The following is a 25879-nucleotide window of genomic DNA, read 5'->3' as shown; positions in this document are numbered from 1 at the left end:
CCTCCAGGCGTCGCGAGCGACCTCCAGGGTCACGGCCTGGAAGCGAACGGAGGCGCCCGGACGACGGGCCCCCAGGCGGCCCCAGTCCGAGCGGATGACGGCGGCGATGAGGGGGTAGCCCCCGGTGGTGGGGTGGTCCGGGCCCATCACGATGGGCGTGCCGGAGAGGGTGACCTGGATGGCGCCGCGCACCATGGGGCGGCAAGTGCCCCCGCCCTCGTCTCCGTGGGGCACGGGAGGTCCGTCCATTCGCTGGCCCACGCGGTCGCTGGAGGGCGACACGGTGAAGGTGCTGCCCAGGAGCAGCGCGACGGCTGCGTCGCTGAAGCGGGACGCATCCGGGCCCAGGAGTACGCGCAACGGGGCGGCGGGGTCCAGGGCCTCCGTGAGACGTGACAGGTCGGCTTCGGACGGAGCGGGAACCGGCGTGGCGGGAGGTCCCAGCGGGAGCCGGTCGCCGGTGCGCAGGGGACGGCCTTCCCATCCGCCCAGGCGGGCCACCCACAGCGTGCCCTGGCCGCCAAGGACTTCGGGCACGGCGAGCGCGCCGTCCACGGCCACGTAGCGCACGGCGTGCTGGGTGGGCGCGGGCACGGTGAGCGTGGCTCCGTCCGCGAGGACGCTGGGGGCTTCGCCATCCACGGACACGCGCACGTCGCGGCCCCGGGCGCGCAGCTCCAGCCTGCCGAAGGCTTCCAGAGCTGCGGCTCCAGGTGCATTGCCCACCGCGCGGTTCGCCGCGACGAGCAGCTCCGGCACCCATGCGCCGCCGGGCGGCACGCCGTGATGCATGACGCCGGGCCGTCCACCGTCCTGCACGGTGGCGGGGGCGCCCAGGCCGACGATTTCGATACAGGCGCTCATGCCTCTTCACTCCGCGCGGTCATGCCCAGGCCCTGGGACACGGATGCTGTTCCCGTGGATGAGAAGGCGAGAGCCCGTGGCGGCTCCCCGGTGGCGGCAGACCGCACGAACCTGTCCGACAGTCGGACAAGTTTTGAAGCCCGCGGCTCCGCCTCGGATGAGGGGACCTCCTCCGACCGGACAGCGGAAACCTGTCCGACAGTCGGACAGGTTTGGGGCCGTGTCGGGCGGAACGTCGTCATGTATCCACCTGCTCGAAGCGCACGCGGGCCCCCAACTGGAGTTCCGTGCCTCGCTTGGGGTCGAACGCGGTGAAGTCCAGCGCGGTGCCCACGAGGTTCCAGCCTCCAGGCGACGCGAACGGATACACGCCCGTGCGCTTCCCGGCGATGCCCACCGCGAGCGCTGGCACCCGCGTGCGCGGCACCGGCAGGCGGGGACACGCGATGCTCGGATCCACGTCCCCCAGGTACGCGAAGCCCGGGAGGAAGCCCACGCAGCGCACCCTGTACTCGCGTGCCGTGTGCCGCCGCACCACTTCCTCCACGGACAGGCCCGCGTGCGCGGCCACCTTCGCCAGGTCCTCGCCGTCGTAGCGCACGGGAATGCGGATGAGCGGATGCTCCACGTGCGTGACCGGTGCCACGCGCAGCCGCATCAGCACGAGCGCCGGGGACTCAGGCGGTGTCTCCGGGTCGAAGTACACGCAGGCGTGGGACTCGGTGATGACCGCGTCCCGCACGCCCGGCAGCGCGGACAGGGCTGCGCGCGCCAGGCCCCGGTCCACCGACTCCGGCAGCACCAGCCGCAGCGCGCTGTCTCCCAATGGCTCCGGCGGCTGCTCCAGCGCGTCCAGCATCGCGCGCACCTCGCGGGCCAGCACCACCGCGCCCGGCGTGTCGCCGTGCACGCACAGCGTGTCCACCGTGCCACCCGTGGCCAGCCGCACCGTGTTCTCGCGCGCCTGCCCCACGTCCGTCAGCACCGCGCCGGGCTGGCCTCGCGGAATCAATGAACCGTCCGGCAACGTGCCCCGATCCGCGAAGCCCTCTCTCGCATACCCGAGCCCCGCCGCCCGCGCCGCGTCCCTCAACGCTCCAGTGCCGGGCCCCACGAACGTGACGTCCGTCCCCAGCGCCTCCACCACGCCGTCCACCACCGCGCGCGCCAGCTCCGGGGACTTGTTGGCCGCGTGGTACAGCGCTCCATGCGGCTTCGCATGCCGCACCAGCACGCCGCGCTCGCGAGCCAGCGTGGCCAGCTGTCCGCACTGCACCGCCACCTGCGCGCGCAGCACCTCCGGTGCCACGTCCAGCGCCTTGCGCCCGAAGTTCTCGCGGTCCGCGTAGGACGGATGCGCGCCCGCCAGCGTGCCGTGGCGCTCGCACAGCTCCAGCGCCCGACGCATGGACGCCGCATCCCCCGCGTGGCCTCCGCAGGCGATGTTCGCCAGGTGCGCGAGCGCGTAGAGCTGTTCGTCCTCCCCGGGCAGCTCCCCCAGGTCGATGTTGAGCAGGCACCGCGTCATGGGCTCACGCTACGCGAGCCCCCCACCTCAGCGGTAGGTGATGAGCGCGCGGTGTTCGCCCTCGAAGTGTCCGTGCTCGTTGAGGGTGGACAGATACCGGCCCCGCTCACTGTAGATGACCTTCGTGATTCCACAGTTCGCCAGCGTCCAGTTCGTCCGGAACGCGTGCTCGTCCGGGATGCCCAGCAGGTCCTGGCTGATGGCCGTGATGGGTCCGCCGGAAGTGAACACCAGCGCCGTCCTGGAGGGCCCCAGCGAGGCCAACAGCGCCGCCAGCGCCTCCAGGCATCGCGCCTTGAACGCGCTCCACGACTCCCGGTACTCGCTGTCGTGTCCGCCCGCGACCCAGCGCCCCACGGCCTGGGTGAACAGGTCCTGGTACGCGCGGCGCGGGTCCTTCATCGCGGCCAGCTCCTCGCGCAGCACGGCGAAGTCCGCGTAGCGCGGCGTGTGCCGGTGCACGACCTCCTCGTGGTCGAACTCGTTGAACCCTGGCGTCCGCACGGGCTCCACCGGCTGGCCCAGCGCCTGGAGACACGCGTCCGCCGTCTCGCGGTGGCGCAGCATGGTGCCCGTCACCACGGCGTCCACCTTGGGCAGCCGCGTGCGCAGCGCTTCGCCCAGGACGCGCGCCTGCTGCACGCCCACGTCCGACAGCTTGTCGTAGTCCTTCGCGCCGAAGGACGCCTGACCGTGGCGGATGAGGTAGAGCGCGCCCATCTCAGCCCCCCGCCTTCTTGATGAGCTGCCGGCAGCGGTAGGCCAGGTAGTTGACGATGAGCCAGTAGTTCTTGAACGCCGGGTTGCGCGTCTGCTTGTGGTGGTAGCGGTAGTAGATCTGCTGCGCGATGACCGCGAGCCGGAACACGCCGTAGACCTCGTAGAAGGTCCAGTTGGCGGGCTTGAGGCCTGTGCGCTCCAGGTAGTACGCCACCACCTCCTCGCGCGTGAGCATGCCGGGCAGGTCCGTGGGCTGCCTTCGCGTCATGCGCAGGAAGGCGTCGTCATCCGCCTGGACCCAGTAGGCCAGCGTGTTCCCCAGGTCCATCAGCGGGTCGCCCAGCGTGGCCATCTCCCAGTCCAGCACCCCGATGACCTGCGTGGGGTCCTCCGGCTTGAGCACCACGTTGTCGAAGCGCCAGTCGTTGTGGATGACGCACGTCTTGATGTCCGGCGGCACGTGCGCGGCCAGCCACTCGCGCGTGTGCTTCATGCGGGGCACGTTCCAGGTGCGCGCCTTCTCGTAGCGGTCGGACCAGCCGGAAATCTGCCGCTGCGGATAGCCCGGCCCCTTGCCCAGCGACTGGAGGCCCACCGCCTGCGCGTCCACGCCGTGCAGCGCGATGAGCTGATCCACCACGTTGAGGCACAGCTGGCGCGTGCGGGCCTTGTCCAGGTCCAGCCCCTTGGGCAGGTGCTTGCGCGGGATGAGACCGGGGATGCGGTCCATCACGTAGAACTCCGCGCCCAGCACGGCCGGGTCCTGGCACAGCCCCACCATGGTGGGCACCACCGGGTACACGGGCTTGAGCGCCTGCTGCACCGTGTACTCGCGCGACATGTCGTGCGCGGACTTCGCCTTGGTGCCCGAGGGCGGCCTGCGCAGGATGAGGTCGCGGTTCTCGTACTTGAGCCGGTAGGTCCAGTTGGAGGCGCCGCCCGTGTACTGCGTCACCTCCGGCGTGCCCTGGAGCGAGGGCACCTGGGCCTTCAGCCACGCGTCCACCGCGGGCACGTCCAGCGCCTCGCCGGAGCGCACGGCCTTGCCCTCGTCCAGCGGGATGGAGACCGGAGCCGTCATGTTCAACCTCCCTTGCTGAAGCCGCGCTTCGCGAGCTCGATGCGGGTGATGACGCCCTTGTGCACTTCGTCCGGGCCGTCCGCGATGCGCAGGCTGCGCGCCTGGGCGAAGAAGCCCGCGAGCGGCGTGTCGCGAGACACACCCGCGCCGCCGTGCAACTGGATGGCGTCGTCCACCACCTTCTGGAGCACGTTGGGCGCCACGACCTTGATGGCCGAAATCTCCGTCATCGCGCCCATCGCGCCCACGTCATCCAGCTTCCACGCCGCGTACAGCGTGAGCAGGCGCGCCTGGTCGATGGCGATGCGCGCCTCCGCCACGCGCTCGCGGTTTCCGCCCAGGTTGATGAGCGGCTTGCCGAACGCGGTGCGGCCCATGCCCCGGTCGATCATCAACTCCAGCGCCCGCTCCGCCGCGCCGATACAGCGCATGCAGTGGTGGATGCGGCCCGGGCCCAGGCGGCCCTGCGCGATTTCAAAGCCCATGCCCGGCCCGGAGAGGAGCGCGGACACCGGCAGCCGCACGTCGTGGAAGTGCACCTCGCCGTGGCCGTGCGGGGCGTCATGGTCGCCGTACACGGGCAGCATGCGGATGATTTCGACGCCCGGCGCGTCCATGGGCACCAGGACCATGGAGTGCTGGTGGTGGCGATCCGCGCCCGCCTGCGACGTGCGGCCCATGAAGATGGCCACCTTCGCGTTGGGGTGTCCCAGGCCGCTGGACCACCACTTCTTGCCGTTGAGCACGACGTGGTCGCCGTCCACTTCGGCGGTGGCCTGCATGTTGGTGGCGTCCGACGACGCGGCGTCCGGCTCCGTCATGCAGAACACGGAGCGGATGTCGCCCGCGAGCAGCGGCTTCAACCACTGCTCCTGCTGCTCCGGCGAGCCGTAGCGCCAGAGCACCTCCATGTTGCCGGTGTCGGGGGCGCTGCAGTTGAAGACCTCCGGCGCCATGAAGCTGCGGCCCATGGCTTCCGCGAGCGGCGCGTACTCCAGCGTGCTCAGGCCCGCGCCCAGCTTCGCGTCCGGGAGGAAGAGGTTCCACAGCCCCGCGGCCTTCGCGCGGGCCTTGAGCTCCACCATCACCGGCGGCACCTTCCACTGGCGCCAATCACCGCCGGCCTCCATCGCGTGCAGGGCCTGGAGGTACTCGGCCTCCACCGGCTCGATGTGGTCAGCCATGAAGCGCTTCACGCGCTCCAGGTATTCGGTCGTCCTGGCGGAAGGCTGGAAGTCCATGCGGGGCATCCTGCGCCCCGCCGGGTTGGCGATGCCACTGAATGTTGAATGTCTGTTCTGGGGCTGGCGCTGGCCTGGCCGCTGCCTTCAGCGGCGGCGAGGGGCTGGCGCCTTGCGCGCGCGTGACGAGCGCGTTCCTCGTGGCGAGCGCGCTCCGCGACGGCCCTGGGCCTTCGGCTTGCGCGCGGGTGCGCGAGGCGGGGCGGGCTGCTCGATGCTCGCGAGCATGATCCGCCGCAGCAGCGCGTACACGGGCAGCGGGTCGAAGCTCTTGTCCAACTGGTGGTGCAGCGCGAGCCCGTCCACGCACGCCTTGATGATGACCGCGTAGTGCAGGTCCTCGGCGGTGGGGGCCGAGTCGTGACCCGTGCGCACGTGCGCCACGGTGCGGGCGATCTCCTCGTCGCCCTGGCCCAACAGCTGCGCGACGGCGGGCGTCAGCTCCCGGTTGCGCAGACCCAGCGCGAACAGCTCGTAACGCAACCGGCACGTTCCCGGCGCGTCCGTGGCCAGCTTCTCGCCCCAGGCGAAGGCCGTCTGCGCCAGCTCCTCCGCCGGAGTCTGCGCGCGCAGCCGCTCCAGCTCCGACAGGTACTGCCGGCTCGCCTCCTGGGTGACAGCCAGCAGCAGCGCGTCCTTGCTGCCGAAGTAGTAGTGCACCAGGCCCTGGTTCACCCCGGCCTCGCGAGCCACCTCCTTCACCGTGGCGGCGTCGTAGCCGCGCTCCCCCAACACTCGCTGGCCGGCGGCGATGAGGCGCGCCCGGGCGTCAGGCTCGGGCGCGGTGGGGGGAGGTGGCGTCTTGCCACGGCGGGGGGATGGCATCCCAGACCCATAGGGCACCGCATCCCACCCCCGCAAGGCCGGCGACCGCTCGTCGCCTTGACATCCCGCGTTGCCAGTCTTAGTTAGTCGTGTGACTAAGTTAGTCGTCCGGCTAAACCGAAGGAGACGGGCCATGCGAGTCGAGTCCAAGCGGTCGATGCAGTGGGTGAAGGCTGTAGCGGTGGGTGCGGCGTTGGTGTCGGTGCCGGCGATGGCCCAGGACATGGCGTCCTCGTCCACGGGGCAGGAGCAGCAGCGGCGCGGGGCGTTCCTGCTGGAGCTGCAGCCGCCCGCGCTGGACGGCTCGCTGTACGGCATCCGGGCGGAGGTCGCGCCGTCGAGGGACTCGCGGTTCGCGTTCGGCCTCCTGGGTCGCGCGGGCGGGTGGAACCGGTCGCTGGGCGCGAAGGCGCGCTTCTCCAACGTGGGTGGCGCCGACGTGAAGCTCAACTTCGGCGTGGGCATGGACAGCCGCTACACGCTGGCCTTCCTGGCGGACGGCACGGTGCGTCCGTTCGTGGGGATGACGCTGGGCCTGGAGGAGTTCGTCGCGCGCCCGGACGGCGCGACGATGCCGGACCGCAAGGACTACACGACGACGGCCTTCCTGGAGCCGACGCTGGGCGTGATGTGGCGGCCGGGCTCCGGGCGCGTGGGCCTGTCGGCGCGGGCGGGCCCGGGCTTCACCTTCACGGACGTGCGCGAGCTCCAGGTGGGCTCCAGCAACCTGGGCCTGCGCACGGTGTACCCCACGGCGTCGCTGGGTCTGCTGGTCGTCCTGTAGTGGACGGGGCTGACGGAGCGTGACGTGAGCGGTGGCTGGGTGGCTACACTCGCCACCCATGAGTGTCTCGTTCGAGTCCTACCGCGCCGAGTTCCCCGTCCTGAAGGAACAGCTCTACCTCAACCACTCCGGGGTCGCGCCCACCAGCACGCGTGCCGCCGCCGCGGTGAAGGCCTGGATGGACGACGTGGTGAATCACGGCGTCCTGAACGAGCGCGGCTGGGAGGCCCAGAGCGAGAAGGTGCGCGGGCTCGCCGCGCGCATCATCGGCGCCTCCCCGGAAGAGGTGGCCTTCGTTCGCAACACCAGCCATGGACTGGGGCTGGTGGCGGAAGGCCTGGACTGGAAGCCCGGGGACGAGGTCGCCGTCGCGACGAGCCTCGAGTACCCGTCCAACGTCTACCCGTGGCTGCACCTCAAGACCCGGGGCGTGGAGGTCCGTGAGATTCCCACCCCGAATGGCGGCGTGACGCCGGAGGCCGTGGCGTCCGTGCTCACTCCGCGCACGCGGCTGGTGGCGGTGTCGTCGGTGCAGTTCGCCACCGGCCACCGCACGGACCTGGATGCGCTGGGCGAAGTGTGTGAGCGCAACGGCGTGCTCTTGTGCGTGGACGGCATCCAGAGCGTGGGCTGCATCCCCGTGGATGTGAAGAAGAGCCGCGTGCACTTCCTCAGCGCGGACAGCCACAAGTGGATGCTGGGCATCTCCGGCATCGGTTTCCTGTACGTGGCGAAGGACGTGCTGCCTCGCGTGCGGCCCGCGCTGGTGGGCTGGCGCAGCACCACCGACGCGTGGAACTTCAACCGCTCGCACTTCGAGCTGCGCGCGGACGCGGCGAAGTTCGAGGAGGGCAGCGCCGCGTACCCCGGCATCTACGCGATGGGCGCCGCGCTGGAGTTGCTGCTGGAGGTGGGCACGGACGCCATCGGCGCGCGGATTGGCGAGCTGCTGGCCCGGCTGGACACGGGCCTGCGCAACCTGGGCTGCGACGTGGGCCCCGAGCCGAAGGACCGTGCGGGCATCCTCACCTTCCTGCCGCCGGGCGCGAACGTCCGGGCGCTCAGCGCGTACCTGGCGGAGAAGACGGTGTCCCACTCCGTCCGGCGCGGGCGCATCCGCCTGTCGCCGCACTTCTACAACACGCACGAGGAGATGGACCGGCTGGTGGAGCTGGTGCGCGCGTACCGGCCCGGGTGAGTTCCACCCGGACCGGAGGGCACGACGACGGCTACTGCGCGGGGAAGAGGTTCTCCACGGAGAGGTAGCGCTCGCCGGTGTCGTAGCAGAAGGCGAGCACGCGGCTGCCGTCCGGCATCTCCGCCAGCTTCTGGTTCACCGCGGACAGCGAGGCGCCGGAGGACACGCCCACGAAGATGCCCTCTTCGCGCGCGGAGCGGCGGGCGAACTCGAAGGCGTCCTTCTCATCCACCTGGATGGTGCCGTCGAGGGCCTCCGTGTGCAGGTTCTTCGGGATGAAGCCCGCGCCGATGCCCTGGATGGGGTGCGGGCCCGGCTGGCCGCCGCTGATGACGGGGGACTTCACCGGCTCCACCGCGAACACCTTCAGCTTGGGCCACTTCGCCTTGAGCACCTCGGCGCACGCGGTGATGTGGCCGCCGGTGCCCACGCCCGTGATGAGGTAGTCCAGTCCGTCCGGGAAGTCGTTCAGGATTTCCTGCGCGGTGGTGCGCTTGTGGACCTCGATGTTGGACTCGTTCTCGAACTGCTGCGGCATCCACGCGTTGGGCGTCTGCGCGACGAGCTCCTGGGCGCGGGCGATGGCGCCCTTCATGCCCTTGGCGCGCTCCGTCAGGTCGAACTGGGCACCGTAGGCGGCCAGCACGCGGCGGCGCTCGATGCTCATGGACTCCGGCATCACCAGGATGAGCTTGTAGCCCTTCACCGCGGCGACCATGGCCAGGCCGATGCCGGTGTTGCCGCTCGTCGGCTCGATGATGACGCTGCCCTCCTTGAGGATGCCCTTCTTCTCCGCGTCTTCAATCATCGCCAGGCCGATGCGGTCCTTGATGCTGCCGCCCGGGTTGGCGCGCTCCAGCTTCAGGTGCACCGTCACGCGCGACGGGTACAGCCGGTTGATGCGCACGTGCGGCGTGTTGCCAATGGTCTGCAGGATGTTGTCGACCTTCATGGCGTCTCCTGTGAATGGGGAACGGGCACTGCGTGGGAGGAAGACTCAAATCTGGTAGTCGAGGACGTCCAGGCCCTCTTCGCCGTGGCGCGCGCGCACCTCGCTGCGGCGGGTGACGACGGATTGGGCGGGCACGCTCTGCGTGAGCCACGCGTTGCCGGCGATGATGCTGCCCTTGCCCACCACCGTGCCGCCTCCGAGGATGGTGGCGTTGGCGTACACCACGACGTCGTCCTCGATGGTGGGGTGGCGCTTCCGGTCCGCCAGCGCCTTCTCCACCATCAACGCGCCCAGCGTGACGCCCTGGTAGAGCTTCACGTTGTCGCCAATCACCGTCGTCTCGCCGATGACCAGGCCCGTGCCGTGGTCGATGACGAACTTGCGGCCGATGGTGGCGCCCGGATGGATGTCCACGCCGGTGCGCTGGTGGGCGTACTCGGTGAGCAGGCGCGGCAGCAGGGGGAAGTTCAGCCGGTGCAGCGCGTTCGCCACGCGGTAGATGGCGATGGCGTAGAAGCCCGGGTAGGTGAGGACGACTTCGTCCACGCTGCGCGCGGCAGGGTCCGCCTCGAAGATGGCGCGCGCGTCCTGCTGGAGCCACTCGTAGAGGTCCGGCAGCTTCGCCATGAAGCGCGAGGACATGCCCGCGTCCGAGACGGGGTAGTGCGGCGCGAGCAGCGACTGGATGCGCTGGAGGCTCGCCTCCACGGCGGTGACGTCCCGGCGCACGGCGGCGGCGTTGCACTCCAGCCGCTCCGCGAAGTGGGGGAAGAGCAACCCCAGCACCTGCGCGACGAACTCCGGCGCGGCCTTGCGCACGTCCGGGGGGAAGCAGTGGCGCTGCCGCGCCTCCAGCAGGGTGGCAACCAGTCGGGCGTTCGGATCGTCCATGGGGCGTTGCGTCAGGATAGCGTGCCGTGACGGCGTTTTCCTTGTTTCCGCCGCCCGGAAGGCTGATGGCGGCGGGATGGGTCTTTTCCCGGCGTCCCGGGGCGTAACGGCTGGGTTCTGGACGTGGATGCCGTTGGCGGGAAAACGTCGCGGCTGTCCCGCCAGCCAGGGGACAGGGAGGGGGCGCTGACGCTTGCGGGGCCGCGGCACCCTGAGGACGATGAGGTCATGACGACCGCCCTGTCCTATGCCCATGGCACCAGCACCACTCCGCTGCTGGGGGAGACCATCGGTCAGAACCTGCGCCGCACCGTCGAACGTTACGGTGACCGTGAGGCGCTGGTGGTGGCCTCGCAGAACTACCGCGTCACCTGGCGGCAGTTCTGGGACGCGACGACGGCGGTGGCCAAGGGCCTGCTGGCGCTGGGCATCCAGAAGGGCGACCGGGTGGGGCTCTGGTCCCCCAACCGCTTCGAGTGGACCGTGTCGCAGTACGCGCTCGCGCGCACGGGCGCCATCCTGGTCAACCTGAACCCCGCCTACCGCACGTCGGAGCTGGAGTACGCGCTCAACCAGGCGGGCGTGAGCGTGCTGCTGCTGGCGAAGGGCTTCCGGCAGACGGACTACACCCAGATGCTGGCGGAGGTGCGGCCCCGGTGCGCGGGCCTGCGCGAGGCGCTGGTGCTGGACTCGGACTGGGACCGGCTGGTGAAGGGCGGCGCGAACATGGGGGACGACGTGCTGGAGGCGCGGGAGTTGTCGCTCCAGTTCGATGACCCCATCAACATCCAGTACACGTCCGGCACCACGGGCTTCCCGAAGGGCGCGACGCTGTCTCACCACAACGTGCTCAACAACGGCTTCTTCGTGGGCGAGGTGCTGCGCTACGGGCCGGAGGACCGCGTGTGCATCCCGGTGCCCTTCTACCATTGCTTCGGCATGGTGATGGGTAACCTGGCCTGCACGTCGCATGGCTCGGCCATGGTGATTCCGGGCGAGGCATTCGACCCGCTGGCGGTGCTCCAGACGGTGCAGGCCGAGCGCTGCACGTCGCTCTACGGCGTGCCCACGATGTTCATCGCGGAGTTGGACCATCCGCGCTTCGGCGAGTTCGACCTGCGCACGCTGCGCACCGGAATCATGGCGGGCTCGCCGTGTCCGGTGGAGGTGATGAAGCAGGTGCAGTCGCGGATGCACATGGAGGAGGTCACCATCTGCTACGGCATGACGGAGACGTCCCCGGTGTCCACGCAGAATCCGCTGGATGACACGCTGGAGAAGCGCGTGGCCACGGTGGGCCGCGTGCATCCGCACCTGGAGGTGAAGGTGGTGGATCCAGACTCGGGCGCGGTGGTGCCGCAGGGGCAGCCGGGGGAGCTGTGCACGCGCGGCTACAGCGTGATGCTCGGGTACTGGGAGAACGCGGCGGCCACGGCGGCGGCCATCGACCGGGCGGGGTGGATGCACACCGGTGACCTGGCGACCATGGACGGGGAGGGCTACGTCAAGATTGTCGGCCGCATCAAGGACATGATCATCCGGGGCGGCGAGAACGTGTACCCGCGCGAGGTGGAGGAGTTCCTCCACACGCACCCGGAGATTTCCGAAGCGCAGGTCATCGGCGTGCCCAGCGTGAAGTACGGCGAGGAGGTGATGGCGTGGGTGCGCTTGAAGTCCGGCGCCTCGCTTACGGTGGAGGCGCTGACGGCCTTCTGCACCGGCCGCATCTCCACGTTCAAGATTCCCCGCCACTGGAAGCTCGTGGACAGCTTCCCGATGACCGTCACCGGCAAGGTGCAGAAGTTCCGCATGCGCGAGGTCTCCATCACCGAGCTGGGGCTCGGCGACGTGGCCAACATCAAGACAGCCTGACGGGCTTCTTCTTCGCGGCGGGCTTCTTCTTCGCGGCGGGCTTCTTGGCCGCCGGTGCCTTCTTCGAGGCAGGGGGCTTCTTGGCCGCCGGGGCCTTCTTCGCCGCCGGGGCTTTCTTCGCGGCCTTCTTCATCGCGGCGCGGTTGGCGGCGTCCACGGCGCGGCGGGCCCAGGGCAGCATCCGGCGGCCGTCGTCCTCGGCGTCCGCGGGCGGCGTCCAGTAGCTCATGGGCTGTTCCTTGCCGCGGCTCTGGTAGATGAAGGGCCGGCAGCCCTCGGCCTCGAAGTCGGGGCGGGTGACGTCGTCCGTCTTCAGGTAGAGCTGGCCCTGGATGATGAGGCCGAACATCCGGCCGCCGAAGTACAGGCCCCAGCCGCCGAACATCGAGCGGGCCTGCACCGGGCCGAGCGGTTTCAGCAGTTCGACCGTGTACTCCATGAAGCTGTCCGAGCGGGGCATGGGGCTCTCCTAGTCCAACGGCAGCTCGAAGTGGAAGGTGGCGTCGAGGCCGGGGTCCTCGTCGCGCAGACTCACCCGGACGTGGTGCCGCCGCCGCGGGACGTGAGGAGCCCCTGGAGCTCCTGGCGTGCGTGCAGGCTGTCCGCCTCGGCCTGCTTGCGGTCGCTGATGTCGAGCGCCGTTCCGACGAACTGGAGGGCGCGGCCTTCGGCGTCGAAGGTCACCTGTCCGCGGACCTCGATCCAGCGGGTGGGGTGCCCCTGGGCTTCCACCACACGGTGCTCCATGACGTAGCGGCCCTGCGTCCTGCCCGCGAGCGTGGCGGCGATGGCTTCGCTCATCGCCGCGCGCTCATCGAGGTGGACGCGGTCGAGCACCCGCTCCAGGCTGAACATCCCCGGCTCCGGGAGGCCGAAGAGCTGGGCCATCCGCTCGTCCACCTGCATCTGGCCTCGGCGCACGTCCAGCTCCCAGGTGCCCGCGCCGGAGGCCTCCACGACGCGGCGGAGCCGCTCCTGGCTGCGCTGCAAGGCCTGTTCTCCGAGCACCCGGGAGGTGGTCTCCGTGCAGACCACCAGCGTGCCGTGGACCTTCCCGTCGTCGTCGAAGGCGGGGGAGTAGCTGTAGGTCCAGTAGACGTTCTCGATGCGGCCATTGCGGAAGATGGGGACGAGCTGATCCTCGTTCCAACTGGGCCGTCCCTCGCGCATCGCGTCTTCCAGCTGTTGTCCGATGATGGGCCAGGCCTCCGGCCAGACCTCGGTGGCGGACTTCCCGAGCGCCTCGGGATGTTTCCCCCTGCCGAAGCTGGGCATGAAGGCGTCGTTGTAGAGCTGGACGAGCTGGGGGCCCCACATGAGGACCATGGGGTGCAGCGAATGGAGCAGGGTCCGCACGAGTGTCCGCAGAGAGACGGGCCATCCCTCCACGGGACCGAGCGGCGTGGCCGCCCAGTCCTTCTCGCGCATCCGGGCGGCCATTTCTCCGGGCCCGCTGAACAGTTCGTCTGCCTTCACGTGGTCCGCCCCCGGTGCTCACCTACGGGAAGGCGTCATAGGTGAACACCCGGCCCGGGAAAAGAAGCGGTCGCGGTCGCCCCCGGGGTGGTGGGGACCCCGGATGTTGAGAGCATTACACCTCCGTGAAGTGCATGCCGGTGGCGCCGGTGCGCTCCAGGGCCGTCTTCAGGTCCTCGGAGACGATGAGGGAGACGTTCCAGCCCCAGGGACGGAAGATCTTCGCGTCACCCACCTTCGACTTGTCGATGCGCATGATGTCCACGGAGCGGTACTTGCCGATCTTCGCGGGCTGACCGTGGCGGGGCTCCCAGAGCCGAACTCCTTCCGATGCTTGCTCGTCGATACAGCGGATGAGCTTCGTGGCGATGAGGAGTGCGTACTGGTCGGGATGCTTCGGGATGGTGACGGGGATGAGCTGCACGTCGTCGGCCGCGTGCTCCAGAAGCACATTCGCCAGCTTGACGTGAACAACGGGAGTCAGGCCAAAGGGAATCCGGCAGAAGTCATGGGGGCGGCCGGGGTCTCCGATGGGAACGGTCAGGTGTCCTTCCACCTGGACACGACTCCCCTTCGTGAACATCCAGGGGTCTTCCTCTTCCTGGCGCAGTTCATTCCAGGGGACCTCCAGAACCCAGATGCCTTCCTGAACGTCCTCGGTGAGGTCGAAATATCGGGCAGCCATGGATTGCCAATGTCTTTGTTTCACGGTCCGCCATTCTTCGAAGACTGCTCATTTCGGGGCTCCCCCAGCTCTCGCAGGAAGAACCGGCGCACGTCGTCCCGGTAGTACCTGCCTTCGGGGCCGTGTCCCTCGCCCGGCATGATCAACAGGTCGAAGTGCTTGTTCGCGCGCACCAGTGCCTGGGTCATCCGCATCGTCGTGGACAGAGATGCATTCACGTCACTCGTCCCGTGCATCAGCTTGAGCGCTCCCTGGAGCTTGTCCGCCAGGGCTTCGTTGGAGCCCGCCGCGTAGCCCTCTGGATTGTCTGCCAGCAGGCCCATGTTCGGCTCGTTGATGATGGCTTCTTCCGTGAGGGCGCCCGGTGCTCCCGCGTAGCCTGCCTTGAAGAACCCAGGCGCCGTCAGCATGCCTCGCAGCGCGAAGTAGCCACCCCAGGAATGGCCGTGGATGCCCACCCGCTCCAGGTCCATGTAGGGCCGGCTGGCTCCTGCCTGCTTCAGCGCCGCGACGTGGTCCGGAATCTCCGTCTGGCCCACGCGGCCATAGTTCACGTCCTGGAAGGCCTTGCCCCGCCCTGGCGTGCCTCGCGCGTCCAGCACCATCACGATGAACCCGAGCTGCGCCAGCGAGTGCGCGATGATCGATTCAAGCGGGCCCACGTAGCTCCAGGGCACCACCGTCGTGAACGGCCCCGCGTAGATGACGTCGATGACCGGGTAGCGCTTCTTCGGATCGAAGTCCCTCGGCTTGTATAGCGCGCCGTACAGGGGCGTGACGCCGTCCGTGGCCTTGACCGTGATGCCTTCCGGCGGCGTGTAGTGCAGCTCCGCCAGGGCGCTCGTGTCTGACTTCGCGTAGCGGAAGGAGGGGCGCCCCTCCGTGGACACCACGTCCCAGACCCTGGGCTGCTCCCGTGTGGAGTGCCCATCCACGAAGTAGCCCGTGGAGGGGGCCAACACGGGCCGGTGGAGCCCGGGCTCGGGCGTCAGCCGCTTCAGTGCCCCGCCCGCGAGTCGTGCCCGATACACCGACCGGTCATAGGGGGCTCCGGGCTCGGCGGACGCGGTGACGAAGAAGGCGTCTGACTTCGGTGTGATGCCCGCCACCGTGTGGACCGGAAACGCGCCCTGGGTGAGTTGGCGCACGAGCCTGCCGGAATAGTCATACAGGTAGACATGACGCCAGCCATCGCGCTCGGACATCCAGAGGAAGTGCTGATTGTCCGGCAGCGGCTTCACCTGCTGGGCCCATCCGCCCACCGAGAACTCCAGCGCCGCCACGAAGGTCTCCTTCCGCTCCTCCCTCAGCACGCGGCGCCGCTTACCCGTCACCGGCTCCACCGCCACCAGGTCCAGCCGCTTGCCATCCCGCGACAGCTGGAGCACCAGCGCCTCGCTGCCGTCCGGACGCCAGCCCGCGAACCAGTCGTAGCTCTCCACCGCGTCACCGGGCGCGGGCGTCACCTGCCCCGACTCCACCGAGGCGAAGTGCAGCTCCGAGCGCATCAGCGGAGTGCCCGTCTTGGAGTAGGGGACCCACGTCACCTTCTCCAGGGGAGTGCTGTAGTCGACCAGCGGAAGCCGGTGCATGCCCCGCATGTCGTCGCGCCAGACCGCGAGGAACCGGCCCTGGGGAGACCATGCACCTTCGGGCAGCCGCCAGGGCGAGTCCTCCGTGCCGGTGCGCTCCAGCCGGGTCGCGCCCTTCGCGTCCACCACGGCGAACCCCTCGTCCCGCTGTACCGCGACCGTCGCTCCGTCCGGCGACAGGCTGTTGCCGGGCACGAGCGACATCGCGACAGGATGCGTGGGTTCGAGTGCCACGAGCCGCTTGTCGGTGAATCCCAGGGAGAAGGCCCGGCCCTGGACGGTGAAGACGATTCCCTTCGCATCCGTGGTGAGCGTGAAGGGCATGACGACGGGCAACGTCATCGGCTTGCCGAACAGCTCCGTGAGCTGGGAGCGCAGCGATTCCGAATCCAGCAGGGGCTGCTGGGTGCGGCGCCGCGCATCCACCAGGACCCACGTGTCCTGGTAGGGCTCGACCCTGGACCAGTACACGAACCGGTCGCCCTCGGGCAGCCACCGGGGCGGCGTCAGGGTGTCCCGGATGCGGTCCGGCCAGCGGAGCGAGACCTCCGAGAAGTCGAGCCGCGCCTGGATGTCGTCCCCGGCTTCGGCTCCCACCGCTTGCCAGGGGACGGCGAGTCCCGCGAGGAGGAGCGCGAGGCGCGCACGCGACAGGAGACCACCACGGTGGAGCAGGGGAGGCATCATGGGCACTCTCTTCGGAACGAGGTGAAGGGAAACGTCAGGCCAGGCGTCGCGGTGCTGGGGACGTGGCGCCGAGCAGTTCGGCCAGCGTCTTCAATCCCCGCTCCAACTCCTCGCGGGAGCCGGCCGCGGCCAGCGACACCCGCAGCGCATTGGGCGCCTGACCCGGACGGGCCGCGAACAGGTGCGCCGGTCCGAGCAGCACGTCGCGCGCGGCGGCGGCTTCCACCAGCTCCGTGGCGCGGCGCTGTTCGGGGATGGGCATCCACAGGAAGTACGCGCTGGGGTGCGCGACATAGGGATGGCCCTTCAGCACCTTCGCCGCCAGGGATTGCCGGGCCGTGGCTTCGGAGCGTCGCGCGTCGCGCAGGGACTCGGCCGTGCCGTCCGTCACCCACTGCGTGGCCAGTTCATTCAGCAGGGGAGATCCTGACCAGACCGTCGCCGCGGCCGCGTGCTCCAGCGTCTGCCACGACGAACCCGGCGCCCGGATGTAGCCGACGCGCAGCGCGGGCAACACCGCCTTGGACAGGCTGCCCAGGTGATAGGTCCGCTCGGGCGCGAGCGCGGCCAGGGGTGCGGGCGCCTTCGCCACGAGCGGGGCCAGCGCGCCGTTCTCGATGACGGTGACGTCGAACTTCCGGCACACCTCCACCAGCGCCTGCCGCCGCTTCAAGGGCATGACGACCGTGGTCGGGTTGTGGTTCGTGGGCGTGCAGTAGAGCACCCGCGCCTTGCTCCTCCGGCAGGCCTCCGCGAGCGCTTCGGGCACGAGTCCCTCCGCGTCGAGCGCCACCGGATGCGTAGGCAGCCGGAGCCACTCCGCGGCGGCGAGGACCCCGGGATAGGTGACGTCCTCCACCAGCAGTCCATCCGCGTTCGCGAGCAGGGACAACACCATCAGGGTCGCGTGTTGGGCCCCGCTGCTCACGATGACGTTCTCGCGCGTGGCAGGCACACCCGCGAGCTCCAGCCAGCGGGCCCCCGCCGCCCGCTGGGCCTCCGTGCCCGCATGGGCCTGATAGCCACTGAGCGCGCCCAGGTCCGCGCGTTCGCCCAGCCGGTGGAGCGCGGCGGCGAACGCGAGATGCCCCATATCGCCGGGGACGATGGGCACGGCCGTGGGCCCCAGGTCGATGCGCGTCCGGTCGAGCTGGGGCGAATAGCGGTCTCCGTCCCGCAGGTTCTTCACGAACGTCCCGTTGCCCACCTGGCTCCAGATGAGTCCCCGTCGTTCCGCTTCAGCGTAGGCCCGGGTCACAGTTCCCAGAGACGTCCCCAGCGTGCTCGCGAGCTCCCGGTGCGTGGGCAGCCGGTCCCCTGCGCGAAGCCGCCCCGCGCCGATGTCCGCCGCGAGCGCATCGACGAGCGCCCCGTACAGAGGGCCCTCGGAGCGTTTCAGGCGCGGTTTCCAGTTGGACTGGGACATAAGTCAGATTGTACCATGACAATCCGGATCGTGTGCCAGGCACATGGCGGGCTTCCACCGTTCGAGGCTCTACACTTCCGTGAAGTACATGCCGGTGGCGCCGGTGCGCTCCAGCGCTGTCTTCAAGTCCTCGGAGACGATGAGGGCCACGTGCAAGCCCCAGGGCCGGAAGATCTTCGCGTCACCCACCTTCGACTTGTCGATGCGCATGATGTCCACGGAGCGGTACTCACCGATTCGCTCCGGCTTGCCGTGCCGGGCCTCCCAGAATCGGACTCCCTCCGAAGCCTGCTCGTCGATGCAGCGGATGATCCGGGTGGTGACTAGGATGACGTATTGATCCGGATGCTTGGGGATGGTGACCGGGATGAGTTGCACATCGTCCGCTGCATGTTCCAGCAGGACGTTGGCGAGCTTGACGTGGATGACAGGGGTCATCCCGACGGCAATCCAGGAGAAGTCCAGCGGTCTGCCTGGCTCGTCGACTGGAACGGTCAGCGACCCGTCGACCTGGATACGGGTCCCTTGGGTGAACATCCAGGGATCTTCTTCCTCCTGACGGAGATCATTCCTGGGCGTATCGAGAACCCAAATGCCCTCCTGAACGTCCATCCCAAGGTCAAAGTAACGAGCAGCCATGGATTGCTAACGTCCTTGCTTCGTCGTCAGAAGCTTGTTGATGGGGGTTCCGGGCGTAGACGCATCTTCCGCCAGTTCCCTTAGTGCACCGGTCAGTGCTTCACGGCATTCCACCAGGGTGCGGCAACTTCTTGTAGCTAGCTCCAGCCGTCGGAAAACAAAGTTGTGGTACGCCCTGGGATGCGGACCCCGGTGGCCTCGGACCTCGACGATGTTCTCTGGGTCCTTCAGTTCCATGCCAGCGCGCTTGAAGATGCGCCGGAACTGGGGTGTCCACGGCCCTCCATTCCTTGAAGACTTCTCATTGCGGATGGTGGCCAGATGGTGACGCTGGGGCTTGCCGGACCGGGATGACATTGCCACCGCGTTGGGCGCCAGCGCGATGGTGAATCCCTCGGCCGTCATGGCCACGGAGCGCACGCCAGCGAGGGACACGAACTGGAGGCCTGCCTGCGTCTCCACCGAGACCGCGGCCTGCGCGGAGCCCGGCAGAGTCGGAGCCTTCATCGCGAGTCCCGCGGTGTTGCCAATCGCCGCCGTGGCCAGCATCACGAAGACACGCGCGGCATTCTTGCCCATCACCGCTCCGTAGGCCTCGCCCGCGTCGCGCACCTGGACGAACGTGGTGGCCTGGTCCACGTGGCGCACCAGCGTCAGCCAGCCGTCGAGGAGGGTCCACACGGTGTCCACGCCCAGGTAGGCAATCGCCGTGGCGGTGATGAGAGCGGCCAGTCCCTTGGAGACAGGCTCCGGCATGGCCCACAGCAGCAGGTACATCGTCACGGCGGACGTCATCGTGGCCATGACGGCCTGGGGGCTTGCCATGCCGGTCAGGGCTTCGGCCGTCTCGTCCCAGACGGAGTCCATCGCGATGGCCATCGCCAGCGCGTAGCGGCCGTCGCTGCCCAGCAAGGGGCCTTCCTCCAACAGGCGCAGACAATCCCCGGATTGCTTGCGCTTCTTGCCGCACCACTGCTGGTAGCCGCGCGTCAGGTCGTCTGACGCATCCAGAAGCCGCAGCTCTCGCGCCTCCTCCTCACCCAGTGGGATGATCTGTCGGCTGCGCTCGCGGAAGCCGAAGAGGCCGCTGCGCTCCGGCAGGCCGAACAATTCGCGTGCTTGCCGCAACGGATGGGCGAAGGGCCGCACGTCCCGCGCGAGCGTCTTCACCGCCGCCTTGAACTCGTCCTCCTCCAGCCGGGCCTCGGAGGGAGACGCCCCTTCCTCCTCCCGAGGCGTGACGACGACTCTTTCGCCGCCATCGACCTCCAGGTGCACGACTCGGGTTGTCGCGCAGCCCGACAGGAGCAGCCCCAGCAGCAGTGCCCAGCCCAGTCGATTCATGTCTGCTTCAGTCCTCCGTCAAGATGAGGCTCCTGTGCAGCACCTGCTCACTACACTTCCGTGAATCGCATACCGGTGGCGCCGGTGCCCTCCAGCGCGGTCTTGAGATCCTCGGAGACGATGAGGGCAATGGACCAACCCCAGGTTCGGAAGACCTTGGCGCTGCCTACTTGCGACGGGTCGATGCGCATGCCGTACACGGAGCGGTACTGACCGACCTTCTCCGGCCGTCCGTCCTTGGGCTCCCAGCGCCGGGCCTCCTCCGATGCACGCTCATCAATGCAGCGGATCATCCGGGTCGCCACGAGCATGCTGAATTGTTCGGGTTGCCCCGGGATGTCCACCGACAGGAACTGGACGTCGTTGGGCGCAAGCTCCGCGAAGAGCATGGCCAGTTTGACGTGAACGACCGGAGCCATGCACAGCCCTGCCATCGAGAAGTCACGAGGCTTTCCGGGCTCCATGAGGGGGATTCGAAGCGGCCCCGTTATTTCGACACGCGTGCCTGCCCTGAGCCGCCAGGCGTCTTCGATCTCCACTCCGTTCTTGTCGACCGGATCATCCAGATACCAAAACCCCTCTTCGGGGTCGCCATGCAGCTCGAAGAAACGATTGGACATGGTGGGGAGCTCAACGTCCAGGGCGAGAGGTCAGCAGCACCAACCCAGCCGCTTCATTCCGGCCTCAGTCCTCCGTCAGCAGGAGGCTCCAGAGCAGCACCTTCTTCTTGCCGGGTGGCCGGTGCAGGCAGCGGAGCGGGCCGTCCTGGGACGCCACGAACACGATGGCTCCGGAGTGCTGGTTCGCGAAGACGGCCGCGGCCCGGTGGCGCGAGCCGTGCTGGTGGATGGGGTAGTGCGGCCCGGGACGCCCCTGGAGCGTGCGCGCCTCGAAGACCTGCGGCGGGCCGCTTCTCGGGAGCGCAATCTGATACCCCGCGCAGAGCACCTCCAGCTCCGGCCCCAACACCAGCGCGTTGTCCACCGCCGTGAACTGCCCGATGCTCTCCACCAGCGCCTGGAAGTCGCTCTCCGTCACCTTGTCGTCGTGCTCGGCCGCGGCCTTCTTCAACTCCGGATCCTCTTCCTCCTCCGCCGCCTTGCCGGCCTCCGCCTGCCAGGCGCCGTTGATGAGGTCCGCCCTCGCCTGCACGAAGCGCTGCAACCGCTGGCGCAACAGCGAGCCCTGCTCCGGCGGCAGGACGTACTTGCCTCGCGCCCGGAAGCGCTCCACGTCGTGCTGCTTGGGCAGGAACGCGATGAGCCCTCCGTGATGCAGGCCCGCCATCCTCCGGATGAGCCCCTGCACCGCGTTGGACACGTACCACTCGCGGTTGCCGCCCATCAGCGGCTGCACCTTGGGCAGGGACTCCACCAGCGTGGCGCACATCTCCATCAGCGCCGCACGCACCGCGCTGTCCTCGTGGAAGAGCAGGTCGTGCAACGCCACGCGCCGGCCCGGCGGCACCGGCGCGCCCTGCTCGTAGCGGAACACCTCGCGCCCCTGCGTGCTCACCACCAGGTGGCCCGGCTCCGGCGCGTGCAGGATGAAGACGTCCTCCTCGCCCTCGGCGTGGAACTCCGTGTACTCGACCCGGCGCGCCAGCCCCTGGATGCGCAGCTTGCCGTCTCGCGGCCCTACCACCACCGCCGTGCGCGGCAGGTTCGCCGCGGGCGCCAGCTTCACCAGCGCCTCCACGCTGAAGTCGGTGATGCTCGACTTGGCCTCCAGCGGCAGCGTCTCCCACGCCTGCCGCTTGCCCTTCTGTCCGCCGATGTAGACCGTCTCTCGCACCGCCTGCAGGCCCTGCAACCCCTGCGCGTGATAGGCGATGCGCACGCGCGTGGCCTCGCCCTCCTCGCGGCCCAGGCTCGCGAAGAACACCGTGTCCGCCAGCACGACCAGCAGCTTCAGCGTCGGCTCGGCGAGCGGCGTCTTGGCGAACTGCCGGAGCCACCCTCGCAGGGCTTCTCCGGGATATTGCAGGCCGGGTTCATCCATCGGGCGGGCAGCATAATCACGGCGCCGTGTTTCCCGGTGGAAGTCGCTCGCGCGCCGCGATGCGGCGTTGGGTTCCCACCGTGCGCCCGGCCTGTAGCACCGACGTCACGACAGTCGCCGCCACGAAGGGTTGTCGCCACCCGGACGCGCTCCTAGGGTTTCCCTCTTCCCCCTGGAGACCTTCCTGATGCGCTCGCGTTGCCTGACCGCCGCCCTGCTCGCCCTCGCGCTGCCGCTGTCCGCCAGCGCGGCGCCCGCCGCCTCGCGCACCGTCGTCTTCCAGGGCGGCACGGTGCTGGATGGCTCCGGGGGGCAGCCGCTGGAGGGGGGCTCCGTGGTGGTGCGCGACGGGAAGATTGTTTCCGTGGGGCTCGCCATCAACGTCAAGGTGCCCAAGGGCGCGGAGGTCATCGACTTCAAGGGCCAGACGCTCCTGCCCGGCCTCATCTCCGACCACAGCCACGTGGGCCAGACGTCCGGTACCACCACGGGCTCCCAGAACTACACGCGGGAGAACGTCGAGAAGCAACTGCGCCAGTTCGCCGCGTACGGCGTCACCACCGTGACGGCGCTCGGGATGAACCGGCCGCTGTTCAACGAGCTGCGCAAGGAGGCCCACGCGGACTCCTTCACCGGCGCGGACCTCTTCGGCGCGGGGCAGGGCATTGGCGTGCCGGAGGGCGGGCCTCCCCAGGCGATGACGAACAGCGCGCCGGATCAGCTCTTCCGCCCCACCACGGTGGAGGAGGCCCGCGCCGCCGTGCGCACGCTGGCGAAGAACCGCGTGGACCTTGTGAAGGTCTGGGTGGACACGTTCCTGGGCAAGCTCCCGAAGATGAAGCCGGACATCTACAAGGCCGTCATCGACGAGTCCCACAAGCAGGGCCTGCGCGTCGCCGCCCACATCCACGACCTGGAGGACGCGAAGGCCGTGGTGGACGCGGGCGTGGACATCATCGCCCACGGCGTCCGCGACCAGCCCGTGGACGCGGCCTTCGGCACGGACTCCGGCACCACCCCGCTGCGCATCCCCGGCTACGCGGAGCACCGCGAGCTGAACATCACCGGCGTGTGGCGCCAGGGTCGCAAGGTGGCGGGGAAGCTCACCGGGGCTCCCGCGCCCTGAGCCGGCGCTTCATTCTTCAATCGGCGGCTGGAGCGTGCCGAAGTGCTCCAGCCCCTGGTCCAGCGCGGAGCGCACCGCGTGGAGCAGGGCGCCGTCAGACAGTCGCCGCACCAGGACCATGCGGGTCGCCACGTAGGACGGCGCGCCTCCCAGCCGTGCCTCCAGCGCCTCCAGGGTGAGCACGGTGAGCACGAAGGTGCGTCCGTCGCGCAGCCGCACCACCAGGTTCCGGGAGCCCTCGAAGTGCAGCGCCGGGTTCTCCGCCACCAGCAGGGAGGCGATCCGCTCGTCCTCCGTATCGATGGACCGCAGTCCTGACCGTTCGCGCGTCGAGCGTCGCATGGCGGGGACGATGGGGACCCCCACCCGGGCCTACAACCCCTGCCCCTGGGAGGGCCGCGTCGCCGGACAGCCTCCGGCCCCGCGGGCCAGGGTGGCGGGCAGGGGAGCGCTGACGCCGCACAAGACGAACGCCCCGTGCCGGGTGTATGGCCCAGGCCGCCCATGCCCGCCGAGCCGTCCATCCTGTCCACCTGGGGCCTTCCCGGGATGTTCTTCGTCGCCATGCTGGCGGGCTCCGTGGTGCCGGTGCCCTCCGAGGCGATGCTCGCCGCCCTCATCTACAACGGCACGCCGCCGGTGATGGCCACCGTGGTGGCCACCGTGGGGAACGTGCTGGGCGCGGTGACGCTCTACATCCTGGGCCAGTGGGTGTCGCGCGGCGGAGGCGGGGCCCTGGGCCGCTGGGTGTCGCGCCGCCGGGAGAAGGAAGGCCCGCGCATGGCGCGCGTGGAGGCGAACCTGCGCACCTGGGGCGCTCCCGCCCTGCTCATGTCGTGGCTGCCCATCCTGGGCGACGCGTTCGTGCTCGCGGGCGGCTTCGTGGGCGTGCGCCCCTTTCCCTTCGTCGTCTTCGTCACCCTGGGCAAGGGTCTGCGCTACGCCTTTGTCGCGCTGTCCACCACGGCAGCCATGTAACAATGCGTAACATTGCGCGTCCCCGCCGGGGGGGATGCGCCGCTCACGAAACGTTTCAAGGAATGTGACGGATAAACGGCGGTGGCGTCGTGTACGCGGAATACTGCGTCCGCGGCGCTGCCGTGACGTCCCTGACCCTCTACGGCTCCCGGGTTTTCCGGGAGCAGGATGAAACATCGTGAGCCTGAAACAAGACCTCTTCCGGCGGCCTGCCGCCTCCTGGCGTACGTGGTCCTTCACGCTGGTGTGCGCGGCGCTCAGCGCGTGCGGTGGCTCCGTGGAGGCGGACGCGGAGGAGACGGCGCCGGAGCTCGTCGCGCGTGAGGACTCGCTGGCGAACGTGCGGCTGCGCCTGATGGCCGCCAACCTGAGCAGCGGCAATGGGCAGGACTACAACCCGGGCCACGGCCTCCGCATCTTCCAGGGCACGGACGCGGACGTCGTGATGATTCAGGAGTTCAACTACCAGACGGACTCCGCGGCGGACATCCGCGCCTTCGTGGACACGGCCTTCGGCACGGGCTTCTCGTACTACCGCGAGGCCGGTGCGCAGATTCCGAACGGCATCATCAGCCGCTACCCCATCATCGCCGCCGGCGAGTGGGACGACACGCAGGTGTCCAACCGCGACTTCGCGTGGGCGCGCATCGACATCCCGGGGCCCAAGGACCTGTGGGCCATCAGCGTGCACCTGCTGACCACCAGCTCCAGCGTCCGCAACACGGAAGCGAACAACCTGGTGAAGTTCATCAACGCCAACGTGCCCGCCAGCGACTACCTGGTCATCGGCGGTGACTTCAACACCGGCAGCCGCAGCGAGGCGACCTTCAGTACCTTCTCCAGCGTGGTGTCCACGGCGTCGCCCTACCCGGCGGACAAGAATGGCAACACCAACACCAACGCGGGCCGCAGCTCGCCGTACGACCACGTGCTGGTGGACAACGACCTGCGCGCCTACCAGACGTCGGTGGTGATGGGCTCCAGCACCTTCGCCAACGGCCTGGTGGTGGACACGCGCGTGTACTCGCCCCTGTCCGACATCTCCCCGGCGCTGTCGGGCGACAGCGGCGCGTCCGGCATGCAGCACATGGGCGTCATCAAGGACTTCCTCATCCCGGGGGACGGCGCGACGTCCTCCTCCGTGACGGTGCTGTCGCCCAACGGCGGTGAGAGCTGGACGGCCGGCTCGGCGCGCACCATCACCTGGACGGCGTCCGGCGTCTCCAACGTGAAGGTGGAGTACTCACTGAACGGCTCCACCTGGACCACCATCACGTCCAGCACGGGCGCTTCTTCCGGCAGCGTGGCGTGGACGGTGCCCTCCAGCGCCAGCACCACCGCGTGGGTGCGCGTGAGCGACGCGAGCAACGCCACCGTCACCGACCTGTCCAACGCGGCCTTCACCATCACCACGGGCGGCACCGGTGGCACGGGCAACGTGTTCATCAACGAGGTGCTCATCAACGAGCCGGGCTCGGACGTGAACGGCGAGTTCGTGGAACTGCTCAACAGCGGCACGGCGGCGGTGGACCTGAGCGGCTGGACGGTGTCGGACGGCACGGCCGTGCGCCACACCTTCGCCAGCGGCACCTCGGTGGCGGCGGGCAAGGCGGTGGTGGTGTTCGGCGGTGCGTCTGGCATCCCGTCCGGCACGGTGGGTGCGGTGGCCGCGTCCACGGGCCAGCTGAACCTGGGCAACAGCGGTGACACCGTCACGGTGAAGAACAGCACGGGCACCGTGGTGAGCACGGCCACGTTCGCCTCGTCGCTCGCGGGCACGGACGGCGTGTCCGCCAACCGCAGCCCGGACGCGTCCTCCACGGCCAGCTTCGTGCTGCACACGGGCGTGTCCAGCCTGACGAGCTCTCCTGGCAAGAGCGCCAGCGGCGCCGCGTTCTAGTCCTGAACACCGCTCCTCCGGACGACGCTGGTCCGGAGGAGCGACCTGGGAGAGTGTTCCCCTGGAACG

Annotated in this window: 24 protein-coding genes; 6 read left to right on the top strand and 18 right to left on the bottom strand. The window is 69.2% G+C overall.

From position 1 onward, the window contains the following. The 6 genes from D7V77_RS10445 to D7V77_RS10420 all read right to left on the bottom strand — a co-directional run. Nucleotides 1–864: biotin-dependent carboxyltransferase family protein (locus tag D7V77_RS10445; protein ID WP_147452034.1), on the bottom strand; the 864-nt coding region annotated here is incomplete at its 3' end. Nucleotides 865–1102: 238 nt separating this feature from the next. Next, complete coding sequence (locus tag D7V77_RS10440) at nt 1103–2392, bottom strand: LamB/YcsF family protein (RefSeq protein ID WP_120576116.1); 1290 nt, start codon at nt 2390–2392, stop codon at nt 1103–1105. Between the two features lie 27 nt (nt 2393–2419). Beyond that, nucleotides 2420–3112 carry a histidine phosphatase family protein gene (locus D7V77_RS10435; protein WP_120576115.1) on the bottom strand — a complete coding sequence of 231 codons (693 nt, stop codon included), beginning with the start codon at nt 3110–3112 and terminating at the stop codon, nt 2420–2422. A gap of 1 nt (nt 3113) precedes the next feature. After that, on the bottom strand, nt 3114–4193 hold the full coding sequence (locus D7V77_RS10430; RefSeq protein WP_120576114.1) for a phosphotransferase family protein: 1080 nt from the start codon (nt 4191–4193) through the stop codon (nt 3114–3116). Between the two features lie 2 nt (nt 4194–4195). Then, nucleotides 4196–5434, bottom strand: coding sequence for an acyl-CoA dehydrogenase family protein (locus D7V77_RS10425; RefSeq protein WP_120576113.1), 1239 nt, complete (start codon nt 5432–5434; stop codon nt 4196–4198). Between the two features lie 87 nt (nt 5435–5521). Beyond that, nucleotides 5522–6259 carry a TetR/AcrR family transcriptional regulator gene (locus D7V77_RS10420; RefSeq protein ID WP_233596794.1) on the bottom strand — a complete coding sequence of 246 codons (738 nt, stop codon included), beginning with the start codon at nt 6257–6259 and terminating at the stop codon, nt 5522–5524. 133 nt (nt 6260–6392) lie between these two features. On the opposite strand from D7V77_RS10420, the gene D7V77_RS10415 reads away from it, so the two are divergent. Together D7V77_RS10415 and D7V77_RS10410 are read left to right on the top strand one after the other, a co-directional pair. Further along, nucleotides 6393–7043, top strand: coding sequence for a hypothetical protein (locus D7V77_RS10415; protein WP_120576111.1), 651 nt, complete (start codon nt 6393–6395; stop codon nt 7041–7043). Between the two features lie 58 nt (nt 7044–7101). Further along, nucleotides 7102–8241, top strand: coding sequence for an aminotransferase class V-fold PLP-dependent enzyme (locus tag D7V77_RS10410; RefSeq protein WP_120576110.1), 1140 nt, complete (start codon nt 7102–7104; stop codon nt 8239–8241). 31 nt (nt 8242–8272) lie between these two features. On the opposite strand, the gene cysK is transcribed toward D7V77_RS10410, so the two are convergent. Both cysK and epsC read right to left on the bottom strand, forming a co-directional pair. Next, nucleotides 8273–9193: a cysteine synthase A gene (cysK, locus tag D7V77_RS10405; RefSeq protein ID WP_120576109.1), complete on the bottom strand. Its 921-nt coding sequence runs from the start codon at nt 9191–9193 to the stop codon at nt 8273–8275. 45 nt (nt 9194–9238) lie between these two features. Then, nucleotides 9239–10084 carry a serine O-acetyltransferase EpsC gene (epsC, locus tag D7V77_RS10400; RefSeq protein WP_120576108.1) on the bottom strand — a complete coding sequence of 282 codons (846 nt, stop codon included), beginning with the start codon at nt 10082–10084 and terminating at the stop codon, nt 9239–9241. Between the two features lie 228 nt (nt 10085–10312). Here epsC and D7V77_RS10395 point away from each other — a divergent pair, with 228 nt between their 5' ends. Continuing rightward, entirely contained in the window at nt 10313–11956 is a 1644-nt protein-coding gene (locus tag D7V77_RS10395; protein ID WP_120576107.1) for an AMP-binding protein, read from the top strand. Here D7V77_RS10395 and D7V77_RS10390 read toward each other — a convergent pair. From D7V77_RS10390 to D7V77_RS10350, 9 genes are all read right to left on the bottom strand, one after another. Next, complete coding sequence (locus D7V77_RS10390) at nt 11943–12416, bottom strand: TfoX/Sxy family protein (RefSeq protein WP_120576106.1); 474 nt, start codon at nt 12414–12416, stop codon at nt 11943–11945. The genes D7V77_RS10395 and D7V77_RS10390 overlap by 14 nt on opposite strands. 71 nt (nt 12417–12487) lie before the next feature. Further along, nucleotides 12488–13432, bottom strand: coding sequence for a PAS domain-containing protein (locus tag D7V77_RS10385; RefSeq protein WP_233596793.1), 945 nt, complete (start codon nt 13430–13432; stop codon nt 12488–12490). A 115-nt stretch (nt 13433–13547) separates the two neighbouring features. Then, a complete protein-coding gene (locus D7V77_RS10380; RefSeq protein ID WP_120576104.1) occupies nt 13548–14117 on the bottom strand; it encodes a DUF1629 domain-containing protein in 570 nt (189 codons plus the stop codon). A gap of 20 nt (nt 14118–14137) precedes the next feature. Then, nucleotides 14138–16396, bottom strand: coding sequence for a DPP IV N-terminal domain-containing protein (locus tag D7V77_RS10375; protein ID WP_120576103.1), 2259 nt, complete (start codon nt 16394–16396; stop codon nt 14138–14140). 34 nt (nt 16397–16430) lie between these two features. Next, complete coding sequence (locus D7V77_RS10370; protein ID WP_120576102.1) at nt 16431–17822, bottom strand: PLP-dependent aminotransferase family protein; 1392 nt, start codon at nt 17820–17822, stop codon at nt 16431–16433. A gap of 69 nt (nt 17823–17891) precedes the next feature. Then, nucleotides 17892–18260 carry a DUF1629 domain-containing protein gene (locus D7V77_RS45935; protein ID WP_368666185.1) on the bottom strand — a complete coding sequence of 123 codons (369 nt, stop codon included), beginning with the start codon at nt 18258–18260 and terminating at the stop codon, nt 17892–17894. 207 nt (nt 18261–18467) lie between these two features. Then, nucleotides 18468–19805 (bottom strand): AHH domain-containing protein, encoded by a 1338-nt coding sequence (locus tag D7V77_RS10360; protein WP_120576100.1) that lies wholly within the window; start codon nt 19803–19805, stop codon nt 18468–18470. A gap of 50 nt (nt 19806–19855) precedes the next feature. Beyond that, nucleotides 19856–20425, bottom strand: coding sequence for a DUF1629 domain-containing protein (locus D7V77_RS10355; protein WP_120576099.1), 570 nt, complete (start codon nt 20423–20425; stop codon nt 19856–19858). Between the two features lie 64 nt (nt 20426–20489). Beyond that, nucleotides 20490–21806, bottom strand: coding sequence for a putative sensor domain DACNV-containing protein (locus D7V77_RS10350; protein ID WP_120576098.1), 1317 nt, complete (start codon nt 21804–21806; stop codon nt 20490–20492). A gap of 187 nt (nt 21807–21993) precedes the next feature. On the opposite strand from D7V77_RS10350, the gene D7V77_RS10345 reads away from it, so the two are divergent. Next, nucleotides 21994–22932, top strand: coding sequence for an amidohydrolase family protein (locus D7V77_RS10345; protein WP_120576097.1), 939 nt, complete (start codon nt 21994–21996; stop codon nt 22930–22932). 9 nt (nt 22933–22941) lie between these two features. Here D7V77_RS10345 and D7V77_RS10340 read toward each other — a convergent pair whose 3' ends face one another. After that, complete coding sequence (locus D7V77_RS10340; RefSeq protein WP_120576096.1) at nt 22942–23274, bottom strand: hypothetical protein; 333 nt, start codon at nt 23272–23274, stop codon at nt 22942–22944. Between the two features lie 162 nt (nt 23275–23436). Between D7V77_RS10340 and D7V77_RS10335 the strand changes: the two genes are divergently transcribed. Together D7V77_RS10335 and D7V77_RS10330 are read left to right on the top strand one after the other, a co-directional pair. Beyond that, nucleotides 23437–23910, top strand: coding sequence for a YqaA family protein (locus tag D7V77_RS10335; protein WP_120576095.1), 474 nt, complete (start codon nt 23437–23439; stop codon nt 23908–23910). A 178-nt stretch (nt 23911–24088) separates the two neighbouring features. Further along, nucleotides 24089–25810, top strand: a complete 1722-nt coding sequence (locus D7V77_RS10330) for a lamin tail domain-containing protein (protein ID WP_120576094.1) — start codon at nt 24089–24091, stop codon at nt 25808–25810. The last annotated feature ends 69 nt before the right edge of the window (nt 25811–25879 follow it).

Origin of the sequence: Corallococcus sp. CA041A (assembly GCF_003612075.1) — a bacterium.
Classification (GTDB): domain Bacteria; phylum Myxococcota; class Myxococcia; order Myxococcales; family Myxococcaceae; genus Corallococcus; species Corallococcus exiguus.
The sequence above is the reverse complement of the archived record's forward strand: the minus strand, read 5'-3'. Positions and strand labels throughout refer to the sequence as shown.

Coding starts and splice junctions, on each gene's coding strand:
- D7V77_RS10415 (WP_120576111.1), top strand. CDS start 6,393: ATGCGAGTCGAGTCCAAGCGGTCGATGCAGTGGGTGAAGGCTGTAGCG.
- D7V77_RS10410 (WP_120576110.1), top strand. CDS start 7,102: ATGAGTGTCTCGTTCGAGTCCTACCGCGCCGAGTTCCCCGTCCTGAAG.
- D7V77_RS10340 (WP_120576096.1), bottom strand. CDS start 23,274: ATGCGACGCTCGACGCGCGAACGGTCAGGACTGCGGTCCATCGATACG.
- D7V77_RS10440 (WP_120576116.1), bottom strand. CDS start 2,392: ATGACGCGGTGCCTGCTCAACATCGACCTGGGGGAGCTGCCCGGGGAG.
- D7V77_RS10425 (WP_120576113.1), bottom strand. CDS start 5,434: ATGGACTTCCAGCCTTCCGCCAGGACGACCGAATACCTGGAGCGCGTG.
- epsC (WP_120576108.1), bottom strand. CDS start 10,084: ATGGACGATCCGAACGCCCGACTGGTTGCCACCCTGCTGGAGGCGCGG.
- D7V77_RS10345 (WP_120576097.1), top strand. CDS start 21,994: ATGCGCTCGCGTTGCCTGACCGCCGCCCTGCTCGCCCTCGCGCTGCCG.
- D7V77_RS10350 (WP_120576098.1), bottom strand. CDS start 21,806: ATGGATGAACCCGGCCTGCAATATCCCGGAGAAGCCCTGCGAGGGTGG.
- D7V77_RS10370 (WP_120576102.1), bottom strand. CDS start 17,822: ATGTCCCAGTCCAACTGGAAACCGCGCCTGAAACGCTCCGAGGGCCCT.
- D7V77_RS10420 (WP_233596794.1), bottom strand. CDS start 6,259: ATGCCATCCCCCCGCCGTGGCAAGACGCCACCTCCCCCCACCGCGCCC.
- D7V77_RS10390 (WP_120576106.1), bottom strand. CDS start 12,416: ATGCCCCGCTCGGACAGCTTCATGGAGTACACGGTCGAACTGCTGAAA.
- D7V77_RS10395 (WP_120576107.1), top strand. CDS start 10,313: ATGACGACCGCCCTGTCCTATGCCCATGGCACCAGCACCACTCCGCTG.
- D7V77_RS10375 (WP_120576103.1), bottom strand. CDS start 16,396: ATGATGCCTCCCCTGCTCCACCGTGGTGGTCTCCTGTCGCGTGCGCGC.
- D7V77_RS10430 (WP_120576114.1), bottom strand. CDS start 4,193: ATGACGGCTCCGGTCTCCATCCCGCTGGACGAGGGCAAGGCCGTGCGC.
- D7V77_RS10380 (WP_120576104.1), bottom strand. CDS start 14,117: ATGGCTGCCCGATATTTCGACCTCACCGAGGACGTTCAGGAAGGCATC.
- D7V77_RS10360 (WP_120576100.1), bottom strand. CDS start 19,805: ATGAATCGACTGGGCTGGGCACTGCTGCTGGGGCTGCTCCTGTCGGGC.
- cysK (WP_120576109.1), bottom strand. CDS start 9,193: ATGAAGGTCGACAACATCCTGCAGACCATTGGCAACACGCCGCACGTG.
- D7V77_RS10355 (WP_120576099.1), bottom strand. CDS start 20,425: ATGTCCAATCGTTTCTTCGAGCTGCATGGCGACCCCGAAGAGGGGTTT.
- D7V77_RS10335 (WP_120576095.1), top strand. CDS start 23,437: ATGCCCGCCGAGCCGTCCATCCTGTCCACCTGGGGCCTTCCCGGGATG.
- D7V77_RS10435 (WP_120576115.1), bottom strand. CDS start 3,112: ATGGGCGCGCTCTACCTCATCCGCCACGGTCAGGCGTCCTTCGGCGCG.
- D7V77_RS45935 (WP_368666185.1), bottom strand. CDS start 18,260: ATGACCCCTGTCATCCACGTCAAGCTCGCCAACGTCCTGCTGGAACAT.